Genomic DNA, 15,888 nt, shown 5'->3' on the forward strand with positions numbered 1-15,888 from the left:
GCGTGGTGAGAGCCCCGCGGACATCTGCGTTTCATGGCATAGGTCTTGGGCGGCTGTGCCGTCGCTGCAGCGCCGAAAAAATGACCTTCCAACCCAAGCCTCACCGGCAATTGAGCGAACGTGAACTGATCCAAACGAGATTCCGTAACGTAACTAAAATGAGCGATATTCACAGCAACTTTGCGGTGTATTAGAGGCATCTCTGCTCCGGGCCGGTTTTTGCTGGGCTGTACCATGTATCTACGATTGAGGGGGCTCTGCCATGGCCACTATCAACGGAAATGACACCAGTGAGAACATCCAAGGCTCGCCCGAGGATGACGTCATCAACGGGAACGGCGGAAATGACCGCATTTCCGGCGAGGGCGGCGATGACGTGATCGACGCGGGCAGCGGCGACGACACCGTGTTTGGCGATGCGGGCGAGGGGACCGCGCCGGGCAACGATGCGACGCCCCTGAATCTGTCGATCAACAATGTCCGCCCGGGCAGCGAAACGGCTGGGCGTGCCAATGACGCGCAGCCGGGCGACTCGGTGATCTATGACAACGTGGCCACGCTGGAAGATGGCACCAGCGTTTCGGCCCGGCTCACCCTTGTGAGCATGTCCAACTCCCGGCTGGATGTGGACCTCGCCAGCGGCCAGGGCTTCGAGATCCTGCTCAACGCGTCTGGCAGAAGCTCCCGTGCGGGCGAAGAGGCCACCTTCCGGCTGGATTTCTTCGATCCGGCAACCGGGGAGCCGATTGCGCTCAACTCCACCGCCACCTTCAACGACCTCGATCAGAACAGCAGCAACGATTTTGAGGCCGTCACGCTGGATGCAAACAGCTTTGGCGCCTACGGCACATCCGCCGACACCTCGCTTCAGGTCAGTTCCGGCCCCGGCTTCGTAACGGCGCGGGGCACCGAACAGAACAGCCCCGGCGACCAAGACGGCTGGTTCTCGGCCGAGTTCGACAACCGCAGCTCCATCGAGTTCACGCTAACCACCCGCGGCACTCCGTCGGGTTTCTCGATGAACGGCGATCTGATCGACGATGCGGTGGTCGAGCCGATCCCTGATGGTGACGACACGATCTTTGGCGGCGACGGCAATGACACGCTCTACGGTCAGGGCGGAAACGACACCATCGACGGCGGCACCGGCAACGATGTGATCGACGGCGGCTCCGGCGATGATGTGCTCACTGCGGGCGAGGGGACCGACGAGGTCGAAGGCGGCGCGGGCAACGATACGATCTACGGCGGCGGCGAGAATGATATGCTCTCGGGCGGCGATGATCGTGACACGTTTTTCGTCGACACCCCGGGCAACACGACCGTCGATGGCGGCGCGGGTGGCGACGATTATGACGTGCTCAACCTCGGCGCGCTCCGCAGCGAGGGGTACCAAATCACGAACCTCGTGCAAAACCCTGAAAACAATGGAACTCCCGGGTTCAGCGGCCAGGTTCAAATGGTCAATCCCGACACCGGCGAAACGGTGAATATCAACTTCACCGACATCGAAGAGGTGATCCCCTGTTTCACCCCCGGCACCCGCATCGCAACCGCGCGTGGCGAGGTGCTGGTGGAAGACCTGCACCCCGGTGACATGGTGATGACCCGCGACCACGGGATGCAGCCGATCCGCTGGATCGGACGGCGCGATCTGTCCGCCGCCGATCTGCTGCTGCGCCCCGCACTCCGCCCGATCCGGATTGCCAAAAGCGCGCTCGGCGCCAACTTCCCTGAGCGTGACATGCTGGTAAGCCCGCAGCACCGTGTGCTGGTGGCGTCCGATCGTGCGGCGCTCTACTTCGAAGAGCGTGAAGTTCTGGTCGCGGCCAAGCACCTGATGAACGGCGAAGGCATCGCCGAAGCGCAGGATGTGGCCTCCGTGACCTACATCCACTTCATGTTCGACCAGCACGAGGTGGTGCTCTCCGACGGGGCTTGGACCGAAAGCTTCCAGCCCGGCGACTACACCCTTGAGGGGCTCGACAGCGAGCAACGCGAGGAACTCCTCTCGCTCTTCCCCGAGCTTAAGGAGAAAGAGGGCCGCGAAGGCTACACCGCCGCACGCCGCTCGCTCAAACGCCACGAGGCGCTTCTGCTGACGGCGTGAAACGAGGCTCTTAATCGCCCGTAAATGGGGCCGTTAAGACCTTAGTCAAACAATGCCTGGAGCGGCGCGAGGCAACTCGTGCCGCAATACTGCTTTGTGCCTGAAAAATAAGCGAATTTTCCGGCCGCGGCCACATTTCTGCCGCGTAATTGTCCGGCCATTTTCAGGTTTTATCAAAGTCTTGCCGCTTTAGTCCTCCATATCCCCCCGGAAGGGGGCTCTTGTCGTGGGCCTAACACGGAAAACCGGACGTGACGAAAGCAGAGCGATTCGCGAGCGGCCGTTGATGAAAGCAGGACTGAACAACAATGCCGATTGGGTATCGCGTAAGCCTTGGTAACGGAACGCTGAACAGCGGAGACGCCATCCTGAGTGGGATGGAGGCATTTTCGATTGACGAAACGATCGGCACCGGCAGTTGGACATGGTCCGGCACCTACACCGGAAACGGCGCAAACTATAATAATATCACCGATTCCGGCACCTACTATCTTGGGTCCGACGGCTTCGTCTATTTTGTGCCGAACAATTACTTCGTCGAAACAGTCACTTCGGCCACAGCCAACTCTGCGCCAACCTACACGCCCAACGCGCCCGGCCCGGTCGATGGCACCGGCGGCAACGATGTTATCGACGGGCGTTTTGAAGACGCTCAGGGCGATGAGATCAACGACACCGGCCAGACGATCAACGCAGGCGGTGGCAATGACACCGTCGTTGCGGGCGCGGGCGATGACACGATCAACGGTGGCACCGGCGCAGATACCATCTACGCCGGTAGCGGGTCTGACACGATCTCGGGCGGCAGTGGCAATGATGTGATTCATGCCGACAACGCCCCCGTCAGCGCCACTAGCGAAACGCTCAGCTGGACGACCCACGCAGGTGACGGCATCGACGTGAGCGGCGGCTTCACCCAGAACACCGGTACGATGAACGTGACCGTCGGCATCACGGATGATGGCGGCCTGAACAACGCCGAGGTATCGAGCGACACCCAGTATGTCGACACCGGCGCCGGCGAGACCTTCGCTACCAATTCGTCGCTCTATCTCGGTGGCAGTGGCAGCAACACAAGCGGCTTTGCCAACACCGCGACCGTTACGCTCGATTTTGATCCGGTTGCCGGGTCGGGCATGGCCAATGAGGTAGGCGATGTCACCTTCCGGATCAACGATATCGACCAAGGCGGCTGGGACGACCTTGTCACCGTTGTCGCCTATGACGCTGACGGCAACGAAGTGCCCGTCACGTTTCAGATCGACGGCGACGAAACCATGTACGACGCCGACACGATCAACGGCGCAGGCAGCGATGACCACGACGAGGCAGGCGGTTCGGTCCTTATCACGGTAGAGGGGCCGGTCGCTCAGGTTGTCGTATCTTACCAGAACGGCGGTGGTCAGGGGCAGGCGCTCTGGATCACCGATGTTGAGTTCACCACCATCCCCGACGACACCGCAGGCGGTGATTCCGTCACTGGCGGCGCTGGCGATGACGAAATCTATGGCTACGGCGGCGATGACACCCTCGATGGCGGCAGCGATGATGACACCATCGACGGCGGCACGGGCGATGATGATATCTCCGGCGGCACGGGCGACGATATTCTGACAGGCGGGTCAGGGGATGACAGTTTCATCCTCGAGAACGACTTCGGCAATGACACCATCACCGGCGGCGAGACCGGCGAAACCTTTGGCGACGAGATCGACGCCACAGCCGTGACCGACGATCTCGCAGTCACCTTCTCCGATCCGGAGAGCGGGACCATCAGCGATGGCACCGGCATCGCCGGCTTCGCCGAGATCGAGAACGTGCGCCTCGGCGCGGGCGACGACAGCGTCACCGGCTCCACCGGCAACGACTACATCGAAACCGGGGCAGGGGCCGACACTGTCGAGATGGGCGCGGGCGACGATACCGTGGACCTCGGCGCAGCCGACGGCGCGGTGGATACCGTGGTGATGGGCGATGGCGGCGGTGCCGATACCGTCTTCGCGTTCGAGGCCCCCACGCCCAACGGTGACGGCACCTTCACCGGCGCCGACCAGATCGACGTGAGCAATATGCAGGACGCGGGTGGCGACCCGGTTTCGGTCCATGATGTGGTCGTCACCGATGATGGCTTCGGCTCGGCCGTTCTGACTTTCCCGAATGGCGAGAGCCTGACGCTGGTGGGCGTGAGCGCCACCGATGCGGCCGATCCCAACTGGCTGATCGCGGCGGGCATCCCCGGTGACGGCATCGTCAGCGGCACCGCAGGCGATGATGTGATCGACACCGCCTATGCCGGCGATCCGCATGGCGACATGGTCGACAGTGGCGATGCGATCCTTCCCGGCGAGGCGGCGAACGACGACATCATCGAAGCCGGCGCAGGCGATGACACGATCTATGCCGGTCTGGGCGATGACGAGGTGTTCGGCGAGGCGGGTGACGATACCGTCATGCTCGAAGATGGCTTCGGTGCCGACAGCATCGTCGGCGGCGAGACCGGCGAAACTGATGGCGACACCCTGAGCGCCGTGCAGGTGACGGGCGATCAAACCGTAACCTTCACCGGCGCTGAAGCAGGCACGCTGAGCGACGGCACCGACACCGCCAGCTTCTCCGAGATCGAAAACGTGGCCACCGGCGCGGGCGACGATACGGTCACCGGCGACGCGGGCGACCAAACGGTCGATACCGGCGCAGGCGATGACACCATCGCCCTCGGCACCGGGGCAGATACCATCAATGCTGGCAGCGGCGACGATGTGATCACGCTGGGCGAGGCCTTCGGCAACGATACCATCACCGGCGGCGAAGGCGGCGAAACTGCGGGCGACCTGCTCGATGCGGGCGGCATGACCTCTGGCGTTGACGTCACCTTCACCGGCGACGAAAGCGGCACCGTGACCCAGGGCGCGAATGCGGCAGATTTCTCCGAAATCGAGCGCATTGCGACCGGCAGCGGCAACGATACCATCGACGCAAGCACCACCACCTCGGGCGTCAACCTCGACACCGGGGCAGGGGATGACGGCGTTATCGGCGGCTCCGGCGATGACGTGGTTGTCACCGGCGAGGGCAACGACAGCCTGCAACTCTCCGATGGCTTCGGCAATGACAGCTTCACCGCAGGTGAAGATGCTGGCGATGGCGATACCGATGCGCTCTGGGCCGCAGATGTCACCGATGACCTGACGGTCGATATGTCCGGCGCGCCAGAGAGCGGCACGCTGACCGACGGCACCAACACCGTGACCTTCTCCGAAGTCGAGGTGGTCGTGACCGGCTCTGGCGATGATACCGTCACCGGCTCTTCGGGCGACGATATGTTTGCCACCAGCACCGGTGCAGACACCATCGAAGCAGGCGCGGGCGACGACGAGATCGACCTTGGCGATGGCACCGGGCAGGGTGACGGCGACGTTGATACCCTTGTGATGGGCGACGGCGACGGCTCCGATACCGTGCACTACTTCGACGCCCCCACATCCAACGGCGACGGCACCTACAACGGCACCGACCAGCTCGATGTGAGCGGCATGACCGACGCGGGCGGCGATCCGGTGTCTGTCCACGATGTGACCGTCACCGATGACGGCTCCGGCAACGCGGTGCTGAGCTTCCCGGGCGGCGAAAGCGTCACCCTTGTCGGGGTAGATCCGGTGGAAGCTGCCGATCCGATGTGGCTGATCGCAGCGGGCATCCCGGGCGATGGCATCGTGTCCGGCACCGCAGGCGACGATGTGATCGACGCCTCCTACGATGGCGATCCGCACGGCGACATGGTGGACGCGGGCGACGAGATTCTGCCCGGCGAAGGCGTGGATGATGACATCATCGAAGCGGGCGCCGGAGATGACACCATCTATGGCGGCGCGGGCGCTGACGAGATCGACGCTGGTGCGGGCGATGATACCATTGTGCTCGAAGACGGCTTCGGCGCCGATGACATCCTTGGCGGCGAGACGGGCGAAACCACGGGCGACACGCTCGATGCCACCGCCCTTACCGGCGACGCCACCGTAACCTTCACCGGCGCAGAAGCAGGCACCATCACCGATGGCACCGACACGGCCAGCTTCTCCGAGATCGAGAGGATCGAAACCGGCGCGGGCGACGATGTGATCACCGGCACCGCCAACACTGCAGGCTTCACCGCAGATGCAGGTGCAGGCAATGACGTGCTGGTGGGCGGTTCAGGCGCCGATATCCTGCTCGGCGGCGATGACGCCGATACCTTCATCGCGGGCAACGGCGACCACGTGGCAGGCGGTGAAGGCGGCGCGGATGCCGACGTGCTCGACCTCACAACAGCAGGCCCCACCCGGGTTCTCTACGACGAGAACGATCCCGAAAGCGGCACTGTCCAGTTTCTCGACGGGTTCGGCAACGTCACCGGCACCATGACCTTCTCCGAGATCGAGACGGTCAATTTCATCCCCTGCTTCACGCCGGGCACCCTGATTGCCACGCCCGATGGCCCGCGCCCGGTGGAAGACCTCGGACCGGGCGACAGGGTGCTGACCCGTGACAACGGCGTCAAGCGCCTGCAATGGGTCGGCCAGCGCCTGCTCAACACCCACCACCTCACCGCCAATCCGCGCCTTCAGCCGGTGCGGATCAAGGCCGGTGCCCTGGGCTATGGTCTGCCGGAGCGTGACATCATGGTCAGCCCGCAGCACAAGATGCTGATCTCCGACGCCCGTGCCGAAATGCTCTTCGGCGAGCATGAGGTGCTGGTTTCGGCCGCCCATCTGGTCGGGCTGCCCGGGATTGAACAGGTGACGGTGGATGAGGTGGTTTACGTCCACATCATGTTCGACGCCCATGAAATCGTCATGGCCGAAGGCGCATGGACTGAAAGCTACCAGCCGGGTGCCCATGTCATGGGCGAGATGGATGACGCACAGCGCGAGGAAATCTTCGAGATCTTCCCCGAACTGCGTGAAGATGCAAATGCGGTCGTCACCGCCCGGATGTCGCTGAAAAAGCGCGAAGTGGCCGCGCTCCTCTACTAACCGGGCGGCTCTCGGCCCGCCCGGGCCTGCCTGCGCTCACTCGGCGCAGGCAAACACCCCTTCCGAAAACCGCAAAACCTGCGGCCAGGGGCACAGCATACGCTCGCCGCCCGCATTCTCGCCGGCCTCCACGTTTCCGGCCCGAAACGTGGTTGGCACGGCCTGCGGCGGCGTATCGCCCTCCACCCAATCTATCAGCGCCCCCAGCAGATCGGCGCTGTCGGCAGCGTTGCCCCCGCGTCCGTGAGGCATGCCGGGGATCGCGTAGAACCGCGCAAAGGCGCTGGCCCCGGGCGTGTTTGCTGTCAGCTTCTCGAACCAGGCGGCGGTGTCGTTGAACGAAAACACCGGGTCAGCTGTGCCGTGAAAGACAACCAGCTTGCCGCCCGCTGCTTCCAACTCTTCAAGCGTCGGGTTGCTCGCGCCCGGCGGGCTCATCACCTGCATCGGGCTTTCGGGGAAGGCCTCCGTCACCGCATCCACCTTGGCGGCTTCGCTGTCAAAGTCATAGCCCATCAGGTAGGCCTCCAGCGCTTCGGGGCTGCCCTCCACCATGGTTGGCGGGGTGGAGAACACATGCGCAAGGCTGCCCGCGCCCATCACCGCGATGATCGGCTGCATCCCCCAAGGCGGCACGGTGCTTTCAATCTTCCAGAACCGCCAATTGCCCGAAGCAATGCCGGGATCCCACGGCCAATCGCTATACAGCGCGGTGCCAGCCCCGTCCGTCGGCCCCGCGTGCATCGCCTCCAGCGCCGCCACCTTCTCGGCGCTCAGGCAGGCGGAGTTCTGGCCCGTTTGGCATACCATATCCGCCGGGTTGAAGGCCTGCTGGCACCCCGCCGTATCGGCCACCACGCCATCTTCCAGCCCATCGAGCCCGTCGCAGGCCGCATTGATCTTCCCGGCCACCAGCCCCAATTCCGCCGGGCTGAAGCTCTCGGCCAAGGTCGGCGCAACCGAGCGTAGCTGCTGCACATCCCACGCATGTTGAATCGCCGCGCGGGGCAGGCGGAAGCCGGGGTAGCCCGCCAGCAGCCCGTCAAAGGCCTCCGGCATCCGCTCAGCGGCCACCATCGCATGACGCCCGCCATTGGAGGTGCCGTACCCGTAAACATAGGCGGGTGCCGTGCCGTAATGCGCTTCGGTCAGTGCCAGGGCAACCGGGTGAAGCTTGGCCACGGCCCCATAGCCGTAGTCTCGCCGCGCCTCAAAATCGAGGCCAAAGAGGTTGCCGCCCACAAGCCCGGCCTCTGGGTTGGCCTTGCCATCATGGCCCGCGTCCGAGCTGACAACCGCAAACCCTCGCTCCAGGGCAGGCGCGCCCACGCCGGTGCCTGCGCCGGTTGCAGGCTTTACCTCACCATCATTGCCGCCGTTGAACTGATGCAGAAAGCGCCCCTCCCAAGCCGCTGGCAAGCGCAGCTCGAAGCGCAGAGCATAGGGTTTGCCATCCGCGCCGATACGTTCCGCCATCGTGCCGCGCAGCAGGCATTGCGCCACCATCGAATGGTCATCGCCCTCGGGCAGCGCGGTGGCTTCGGTGATCGTCACCCCTGCGGGCGCGGTTTCGGCCATATCGGCGCAGTCCGTGGCCGCCACTGCGGTGCCGGGCAGCACAATGGCGAGGGCGCAGGCGGCCCCTGCGCGGCGTGGGGCAAGTCTCATGGCAATCTCTCCTCCCGGTTGTACTTTAGCGCCCGCGCCGGGCCTTGTCAGCGCGAATTCGGGCCTCACTGGGAGGGAAGATGCCTAGCTCTTCCCCCGGTGCGGCTTGCCCGTGGGTTTGCCCGTGGGTTTGCCGCCCGGCTTCCCGAAAGACTTGCCACCGGGTTTGCCAAACGGCTTGCCACCCGGCTTACCGGGGCCCTTGCCGGAGCGGCGCGGCGGCCCGTCGGGGCCTTTGCCAAACTCGGCGCGGCCCTCTGCGCGCGCCTTGTTCTTCTTGCTCGAAGGCTTGCCCTTCGGCGGCGGCGGCCCATTGCGCCCCGGCTTCATCGAGGCCGAGGGGTTTGCCGCACCGGGGCGATGGCGCGTCGCGTCCGCCCCGCCGGCTTTGGCCCGGGGCTTGCGTTCCTTCTGGCGCGGCACATGCGGGGCCTCCGGCTCGGGCGCAGGCGCAGGAGCTGGCGACACGGGCGCCTGAGGCGCTGCCTTGGCCTCGCTCTGTGGGCGAGGGGCGCGTGGCGGGCGGGCAGGCTTCTCCTTGCGCGTAGGTTTGTCGCCGCGCGGGGCAGGGCGGCGAGCAGGCGGACGGTCAAGCCCCTCGGGCGGGCCATCAAGCTGGCGCACCTCGGCCCCCTCAACCTTCCGCTCCTTGCCCAGATGATCCAGAAAGCCCTTGAGGCTCGGCTGCCGGATCTCGATGAAGCTTTCGTCGCCCGCGATGCGGATCGCACCGATGTCGCCCTTGGTCAGCCCACCGGCCTTGCAGAGCATCGGCAAAAGGCGGCGCGGCTCGGCCTGCTGGTTGCGCCCAAGCGCAATGCTCACCCATGCGGAGGGGCCAAATTCGGCGCGCGGCTTCGGGGCCGGGTCTTCGCCCGAAAGCTCCTCTGGCGCGGAATGCTGGGTGGCATGCAGGCGCATGTAGGCCGCAGCGATCTGTTCAGGCGAGAAACGGGCCACAAGTTCGGCCACAGGCGCGGCCTCGCTGTCCGATACCGGCTCCTGCCAATCGGGGCTTTCCAGCATCCGCTCCCAGTCGCGCGCGGCCACAGCCTCGGCAGAGGGCGGCTCGGCCCAGCGTGCGGTGAGCTTGGCAGCCCCAAGCACCCGCAGCGCCTTTTTGCGCACGCGGGGCGTGACGATCAGCGCCGAGGTGCCCTTGCGCCCGGCGCGGCCCGTGCGCCCGGAGCGGTGAAGCAGGGTTTCATGGCTGCCGGGAAGCTCGGCATGCACCACAAGGTCCAGATTGGGCAGGTCGATGCCACGCGCCGCAACGTCAGTGGCCACGCACACACGGGCACGCCCGTCGCGCATGGCTTGCAGGGCATTCGTGCGCTCCTGTTGCGACAACTCGCCAGACAGCGCCACCACACGGAAGCCCCGGTTGGAAAGCCGCGACGTGAGCCGCGAAACCGTCGCGCGGGTGTTGCAGAAGACAATCGCGTTGGGGGCCTCGTGATAGCGCAGCAGGTTGATCACCGCGTTCTCATGGTCGCGCTCGGCAACGGCCATGGCGAGATAGTCGATATCGGCGTGTTGCGAGGTCTCGGCGCGGCTCTCCACCCGAACGGCATCGCGCTGATAGCCCTTGGCGAGCGCCGCGATAGAAGCCGGAACGGTGGCCGAAAACAGCAGCGTCTGGCGCTCTTCTGGCGCTTGGGAGAGGATGAATTCAAGATCTTCGCGAAAGCCCAGATCAAGCATTTCGTCGGCCTCATCCAGCACCACAGCACGCAACGACGACAGGTCGACCGAGCCACGCTCGATATGGTCGCGCAGTCGGCCCGGGGTGGCGACGACGATATGCGTTCCACGCGCCAGAGCGCGGCGCTCATCACGATAGTCCATCCCGCCCACGGTCGAGGCCAGCACCGCGCCAGTGCGGGCATAGAGCCACGCCAGCTCGCGCTTCACCTGCATCGCCAGCTCGCGGGTGGGGGCGATGACAAGGCCAAGCGGGGCGGCGGCCTCCTCAAAGGTCTCCGCCTCACCCAGAAGGCGCGGGGCGATGGCAATCCCGAAGCCCAGCGTCTTGCCAGAGCCGGTCTGCGCCGAAACCAACAGGTCACGGCCTTCATGCTCGGCAGCGCCAACGGCCTCCTGCACGGGGGTCAATTGGGTATAGCCACGGTCTGCGATGGCGTCGGCGAGAGCTTGTTTCAAGGTAATTGTCCGGGGAGAGAGGGCGTAAGCCGCGCTCTCTACAGGCTGGCACGCGCTTTGTATAGCACGAAGACGCCGCACACCCTCGCTGGGGTGCGCAGCCTGTGCCTTATCGCGGCCTCAAGAGCAGGATCAGGGGATGATCCGGTTGTATTTGGAGCCTTCCAGCGTCGCGCCCAGGATCAGCCCGGCTTGGCCAAAGACCACGGCGATAACCGGTGCCAGCGCGGTGAGCGTCTCGGCAGAGAGGTTGCCAGCATTGTCGTTCAACGCATATTCGGCATCCGCGCCCACCGACCAGCCGGTCGAGGTGCGAAACTCGCGCAGCGCCGCCGGGGTCATGAAAAACAGCGCATGGGCATATTGCTGTGCCCCGATCTGCAAGCCGAAGTTGGCCTGGATCGCGTTGTAGTAATCGACCGTCACATTATCGATCCGCAGCGCCCCGCGCCCGTAGCTGCCACCCACGCCAAAGCCCGCCTTGGTGACCAGCGGCATATAGAGCACGCCCGCCGCCTTCTGCTCGAGTTCGGCCGTGCCGGGGTAACGCGAGAACAGGTAGTTCCGCGTGCTGTTCACCCGCGCGTCGATCTTCGCGCCATTGTTGGTGCCCACGCCATTGCCGCAGGCCGAAAGCGCGGTGGTCGCACCAAGCCCTGCAAGAAATACACGTCGATTGGGGAATTTGCTCATGGTATCCGCCTGTCCTTAAGCCTCACCCGGCTGTTTTCGCCGGTTTTGTCTATCTATAGGGGCGTCAGGCAGGCTTGTCACCACAAGTTGAGGTGATATGGGCGGTTTTTGGCCGTTGCCCCGTGCCTTGCAGGCGCAACTTGGCAGGCAGTATCGGCAGGTTTGTTTTTAACGCGCCAGACGTGGGCTACCCCGCCTTCAGCCGCCTTGCCATCCGCGGCGCGAAATAGGTCAGCACCCCCATGCACCCGGCGCGTTTGAAGGCCATCAGGCTCTCCACCATCACCTTCTCGCCGTCGATCCAACCGTTCGCCGCCGCCGCCTCGATCATCGCGTATTCGCCGCTCACCTGATAGGCGAAGGTCGGCGCGCCGAAGCTGTCGCGCACCCGGCGGATGATATCGAGATAGGGCAGGCCGGGTTTGACCATCACCATGTCGGCCCCTTCAGCAAGGTCGCGCTGCACCAGCCGCAAGGCCTCGTCACTGTTGGCCGGGTCCATCTGATAGGTGTTCTTGTCGCCGGTGAGCGCTGCCGAGGCCCCCACCGCATCACGGAACGGCCCATAGAAGGCAGAGGCATATTTGGCCGCGTAGCTGAGGATAGAGACCTTGCTGTGCCCGGCCTCCTCCAGCGCAGAACGGATCGCGCCAATCCGCCCGTCCATCATGTCTGACGGGCCCAGAATGTCGGCCCCAGCCTCGGCCTGCGCCAGCGCCATCTTCACCAGCGCCTCAACCGTCTCGTCGTTGACGATCTCGCCCTCCACCACAAAGCCGTCATGGCCGTTGATGTTGTAGGGGTCGAGCGCGATGTCGGTCATCACCGCAACCTCGGGCGCAGCCGCCTTGATCGCGCGGATCGCTCGGTTGGTCAGGTTCTCGGGATCCCAGGCCATGGCGCAATCTTCCGTTCGCGCTTCTGGGCCGGTGTAGGGAAAGAGGCAGATCGCCGGAATACCAAGGCTCGCAGCCTCCTGCGCCGCCTCGGCCACCAGATCCACCGTCAGCCGCTCCACGCCCGGCATCGAGGGCACCGCAGTGCGCTCGCCCTCGCCATCGCGCAGAAACACCGGCCAGATCAGATCATCGACGGTCACCGCATTCTCGCGCACCAATCCCCGCATGGCAGGGCTCGTTCGGGTGCGCCGCAGACGTGCAGCAGGGTAGGGGGCGACGGTAGGACGCATGGGATTGCCTCGTTTTTCAGCCACACAAGCGGGTGCCATGGATTTTGCGCCGCGACAAGGCTTCCATTCCCGGCAAAGCTGGCTAGATTGCGCCAACTTCGACAAAAGGTCACAACAGGCCGAAGGGGCAGAAACAGGTGCTGGACTGGTACGAAACCGTATTCGAACTGATCGACATGCGGTCGTTCTCCAACCTGTGGTATTGGATTGCGCTGGCGGTGATGTGGTCCACCTCCTCGCATTTCGTCCTCGGCGTGCCGTGGGATCTGGTGCAAAGGGCCAAGCGCAACGGCGGCGATGCCGAGGCTGACCTGCATGACATGGTCCGCGTCAACGTAAACCGCATCCTCTACATCGCAGATCAGGCCGGCCTCTGGCTGATCGCCATCACCTTCTTCACCCTGTCCTCACTGGCCATCATCGGCTTCTGGTATGCGTCAGAGTTTAGCCAAGCGGTGTTCCTGATGGCCGCGCCCATGAGCCTCGTGCTGGGCCTTGGCGTGCGCTGCGCCCGCGGGATTCGCGCCGCCGATGGCGAGGGTCTCTATGACAGGATGCACCGGCAACGCTTCATCACCCAAGTGATCGGCGTGCTGTCGATTTTCGTCACCGCGCTCTGGGGCATGGCCCAGAACATGTCGATCGGCGCTATCTGAAGGTATTGGCGCCGGAGCCTGCCTGCGCCGCCCTTAGCTCTCTTCGCGCTCGAAGAAAGCCCGCACCTTAGGCCCGATCCACGCCCAAAGAGAGGGCGCCCCACGCTCCATCGTCGGCCGCAACCGGGCCTCCACGCGGGCATAATCCACGCCGTATGGCGTCCAACTGGCCCCGCCATTGGCGAGGTTGAGCAGCGGAGGCTGAAACCGGTCGAGCGCCTTGGCAAACCGCGCATCCGGCGTCTCTGCGGCTTCAAACTCGTCCCAAAGCGCGCGCAGCTCCGCGCCCTGATCGTCCGGCAGCATCCCGAAGATCCGGTCGGCCGCCTTGCGCTCTGCCGCCTCAATCGCCTCCTGGTCCAGACCGGCCTCAAAGATCGGCGCATCACCCGCGTCGATCTCCACAAGGTCATGGATCAGCGCCATCCGGATCACCCGGTCAATCTGCACCCCCTCAGGGGCCTCGCGCTCCAGTACCAGCGCCGCCAGCGCAAGATGCCAACTGTGCTCGCCGGAGTTTTCGTAGCGCGTCCCATCCGCCAGCTTCGAGGCCCGCTCGACCGAGCGCAGCTTGCACGCCTCGGTCAGGAAGGCCGCCTGCTGGTCAAGATCCGAGCTCAATGGCCATCATCCATAAGCTTCGGCCCGGTGTCCTTGGCCAGAAATCCCTGCTTGATCTGCTCATCCAAAAACTGCCGCGCCCGCCGCTCTGCAAGGCGCACGCGAACCGAGGTCATGAAGGTCTCTTCCATCGTGGTCGAGGAGGTGCCCAGTTTCTTGGCCACGGCACGAATAACCTCGTCCTCGTCGCCCAGCTTGGCCGCGTGGGCGATGGTGTCTTTCGCCAGATTGTCTGCAAGGTCTTCCAAAACGCCCATGGCTGCTCTCCCGGCTGTTTGTGATGGCCGTATTTGCTTGGAAAGCGCCGCCAAGTGCAACCCCTGCACCACGCCCCTCGTGCTGGCATGGCAACCGCCCTTTCTGGGTGCAAAAAGTAGTGACGCTGCGTCTCTTTGGCGTGCAGCCCGAATGGTCCTGCCCACGGCACGGCCCTGCCAGAGTTCGGTCGCATTTCTGAGGCTGAAGTGCCGCTGTTCGTACAGTACAGGCGGCAAGGGCACTCTCTGGTCGCATCAGGAGGAGTGAGCAAAATGAATGCCCATGCGGTCGTCGCGGCCTGTTTCGCGCTATGTTGCGCTGCCATCTCTCTCAGCCTCGGAGTGGCCGAGATCATCCTTCTGAGCACGATGGATCAAGGCCTGCCCGCTGCCGGGCTGATGGCCGCAGGCGTGGCCGGATATGTCGCCGGGCAATCCTATGCACGCCGCATCGGGCAGGGCCCGGCAGGCCCCGCGCTTCTGGGGCATCTGGGGGTCATGGCTGCTGTGCTCTTCGCGCTGGCGATCTGGCAGCCCATGCTCTTCACCGGGCTCTTCGGGGAGGCCGCGCCAGTGCCCTTGCTCCAGACCTTGCCGGCGCAACTCACCTACGGCCTCACCCTCGCCGCGCTCTGCCTCGCGCTCGCAACCTTCCGCTCCGGCGCGCGCCACGCGCTTGAGCGTGATATTCAGGCGGGCACGCGGCCCACCTGACATTCGTTCGCTTTAGCGGCTGGTCTCTGTCAGGCGGCGGCGCACATAGCCGTCAACCTCGCCCAGCATCTCATCCATATACGGGTCTTCAAAGAAGTGCCCGGCACCCTCAATCTCGGTGTGGGTGATGGTGATGCCCTTCTGCTCATGCAGCTTGTCCACCAGCGTATGGGTGTCCTTCGGCGGCGCAACGCGGTCGGCGGTGCCGTTCAGGATCAGGCCCGAGCTGGGGCAGGGCGCAAGGAACGAGAAGTCATACATATTGGCAGGCGGGCTGACGCTGATGAACCCGGTGATCTCGGGCCGCCGCATCAGCAGCTGCATCCCGATCCACGCGCCAAAGGAAAAGCCCGCAACCCAGCAATGCTTGGCATTGGTGTTCATCGACTGCAGGTAATCCAGCGCCGAGGCAGCATCGGAAAGCTCGCCAATCCCCTGATCATACTCCCCCTGAGAGCGCCCCACGCCGCGAAAGTTGAAGCGCAGCACGGTGAAGCCCATTTTGTGGAAGGTATAATGCAGGTTATAGACGACCCGGTTGTTCATCGTCCCGCCAAACTGCGGATGCGGATGCAGGATGATCGCGATGGGCGCATCTTTTACCGGCTGTGGATGATACCGGCCTTCGAGCCGACCCTCCGGGCCGGGGAAAATCACTTCGGGCATACCTGACCTTTTTTGTCCTCTTTTATGCCCGGGGGCGGTTGACGCTTTCGCGGGCTCAATCTAGAATTATTCTAAATCGGCGCGAACCCACCCGGACGGGTGCGATGGAGGTAATTGCCAAAGCCTTCCTCGTCAATGC

At 64.3% G+C, this 15,888-nt stretch carries 11 protein-coding genes; 4 read left to right on the forward strand and 7 right to left on the reverse strand.

Annotated elements, in window-relative coordinates:
- The first annotated feature begins 262 nt into the window (after positions 1–262).
- A complete protein-coding gene (locus tag FHY55_RS10180; RefSeq protein WP_140014085.1) occupies positions 263–2,110 on the forward strand; it encodes a Hint domain-containing protein in 1,848 nt (615 codons plus the stop codon).
- 308 nt (positions 2,111–2,418) lie between these two features.
- On the forward strand, positions 2,419–7,122 hold the full coding sequence (locus FHY55_RS10185) for a Hint domain-containing protein (protein WP_140014086.1): 4,704 nt from the start codon (positions 2,419–2,421) through the stop codon (positions 7,120–7,122).
- A 36-nt stretch (positions 7,123–7,158) separates the two neighbouring features.
- Here the strand turns inward: FHY55_RS10185 and FHY55_RS10190 are convergent, their stop codons facing one another.
- From FHY55_RS10190 to hemB, 4 genes are all read right to left on the reverse strand, one after another.
- Entirely contained in the window at positions 7,159–8,790 is a 1,632-nt protein-coding gene (locus tag FHY55_RS10190; RefSeq protein ID WP_140014087.1) for a tannase/feruloyl esterase family alpha/beta hydrolase, read from the reverse strand.
- Between the two features lie 84 nt (positions 8,791–8,874).
- Entirely contained in the window at positions 8,875–10,953 is a 2,079-nt protein-coding gene (locus FHY55_RS10195; RefSeq protein ID WP_140014088.1) for a DEAD/DEAH box helicase, read from the reverse strand.
- 132 nt (positions 10,954–11,085) lie between these two features.
- On the reverse strand, positions 11,086–11,646 hold the full coding sequence (locus tag FHY55_RS10200) for a YSC84-related protein (RefSeq protein WP_140014089.1): 561 nt from the start codon (positions 11,644–11,646) through the stop codon (positions 11,086–11,088).
- 187 nt (positions 11,647–11,833) lie between these two features.
- Complete coding sequence (gene hemB / locus FHY55_RS10205) at positions 11,834–12,835, reverse strand: porphobilinogen synthase (protein ID WP_140014090.1); 1,002 nt, start codon at positions 12,833–12,835, stop codon at positions 11,834–11,836.
- A gap of 137 nt (positions 12,836–12,972) precedes the next feature.
- On the opposite strand from hemB, the gene FHY55_RS10210 reads away from it, so the two are divergent.
- Entirely contained in the window at positions 12,973–13,491 is a 519-nt protein-coding gene (locus FHY55_RS10210) for a component of SufBCD complex (RefSeq protein WP_371707685.1), read from the forward strand.
- Between the two features lie 33 nt (positions 13,492–13,524).
- Here FHY55_RS10210 and FHY55_RS10215 read toward each other — a convergent pair whose 3' ends face one another.
- Both FHY55_RS10215 and FHY55_RS10220 read right to left on the reverse strand, forming a co-directional pair.
- A complete protein-coding gene (locus FHY55_RS10215) occupies positions 13,525–14,112 on the reverse strand; it encodes an HD family hydrolase (protein WP_140014091.1) in 588 nt (195 codons plus the stop codon).
- Positions 14,109–14,369: a hypothetical protein gene (locus FHY55_RS10220; RefSeq protein WP_140014092.1), complete on the reverse strand. Its 261-nt coding sequence runs from the start codon at positions 14,367–14,369 to the stop codon at positions 14,109–14,111. Before FHY55_RS10220 ends, FHY55_RS10215 begins: the two co-directional genes overlap by 4 nt.
- Positions 14,370–14,642: 273 nt before the next feature.
- Between FHY55_RS10220 and FHY55_RS10225 the strand changes: the two genes are divergently transcribed.
- Positions 14,643–15,083 (forward strand): hypothetical protein, encoded by a 441-nt coding sequence (locus FHY55_RS10225; RefSeq protein WP_140014093.1) that lies wholly within the window; start codon positions 14,643–14,645, stop codon positions 15,081–15,083.
- Between the two features lie 12 nt (positions 15,084–15,095).
- Here the strand turns inward: FHY55_RS10225 and FHY55_RS10230 are convergent, their stop codons facing one another.
- Positions 15,096–15,749, reverse strand: a complete 654-nt coding sequence (locus FHY55_RS10230; protein WP_140014094.1) for an alpha/beta hydrolase — start codon at positions 15,747–15,749, stop codon at positions 15,096–15,098.
- Between the last annotated feature and the right edge of the window lie 139 nt (positions 15,750–15,888).

This window comes from Oceanicola sp. D3, from assembly GCF_006351965.1.
In the GTDB taxonomy this organism is placed as follows: Bacteria; Pseudomonadota; Alphaproteobacteria; order Rhodobacterales; family Rhodobacteraceae; genus Vannielia.

Excerpts from the sequence above, each read along its gene's own strand:
- FHY55_RS10180 (WP_140014085.1), top strand. The coding sequence starts at position 263 with ATGGCCACTATCAACGGAAATGACACCAGTGAGAACATCCAAGGCTCG.
- FHY55_RS10185 (WP_140014086.1), top strand. The coding sequence starts at position 2,419 with ATGCCGATTGGGTATCGCGTAAGCCTTGGTAACGGAACGCTGAACAGC.
- FHY55_RS10190 (WP_140014087.1), bottom strand. The coding sequence starts at position 8,790 with ATGAGACTTGCCCCACGCCGCGCAGGGGCCGCCTGCGCCCTCGCCATT.
- FHY55_RS10200 (WP_140014089.1), bottom strand. The coding sequence starts at position 11,646 with ATGAGCAAATTCCCCAATCGACGTGTATTTCTTGCAGGGCTTGGTGCG.
- hemB (WP_140014090.1), bottom strand. The coding sequence starts at position 12,835 with ATGCGTCCTACCGTCGCCCCCTACCCTGCTGCACGTCTGCGGCGCACC.
- FHY55_RS10220 (WP_140014092.1), bottom strand. The coding sequence starts at position 14,369 with ATGGGCGTTTTGGAAGACCTTGCAGACAATCTGGCGAAAGACACCATC.
- FHY55_RS10225 (WP_140014093.1), top strand. The coding sequence starts at position 14,643 with ATGAATGCCCATGCGGTCGTCGCGGCCTGTTTCGCGCTATGTTGCGCT.
- FHY55_RS10230 (WP_140014094.1), bottom strand. The coding sequence starts at position 15,749 with ATGCCCGAAGTGATTTTCCCCGGCCCGGAGGGTCGGCTCGAAGGCCGG.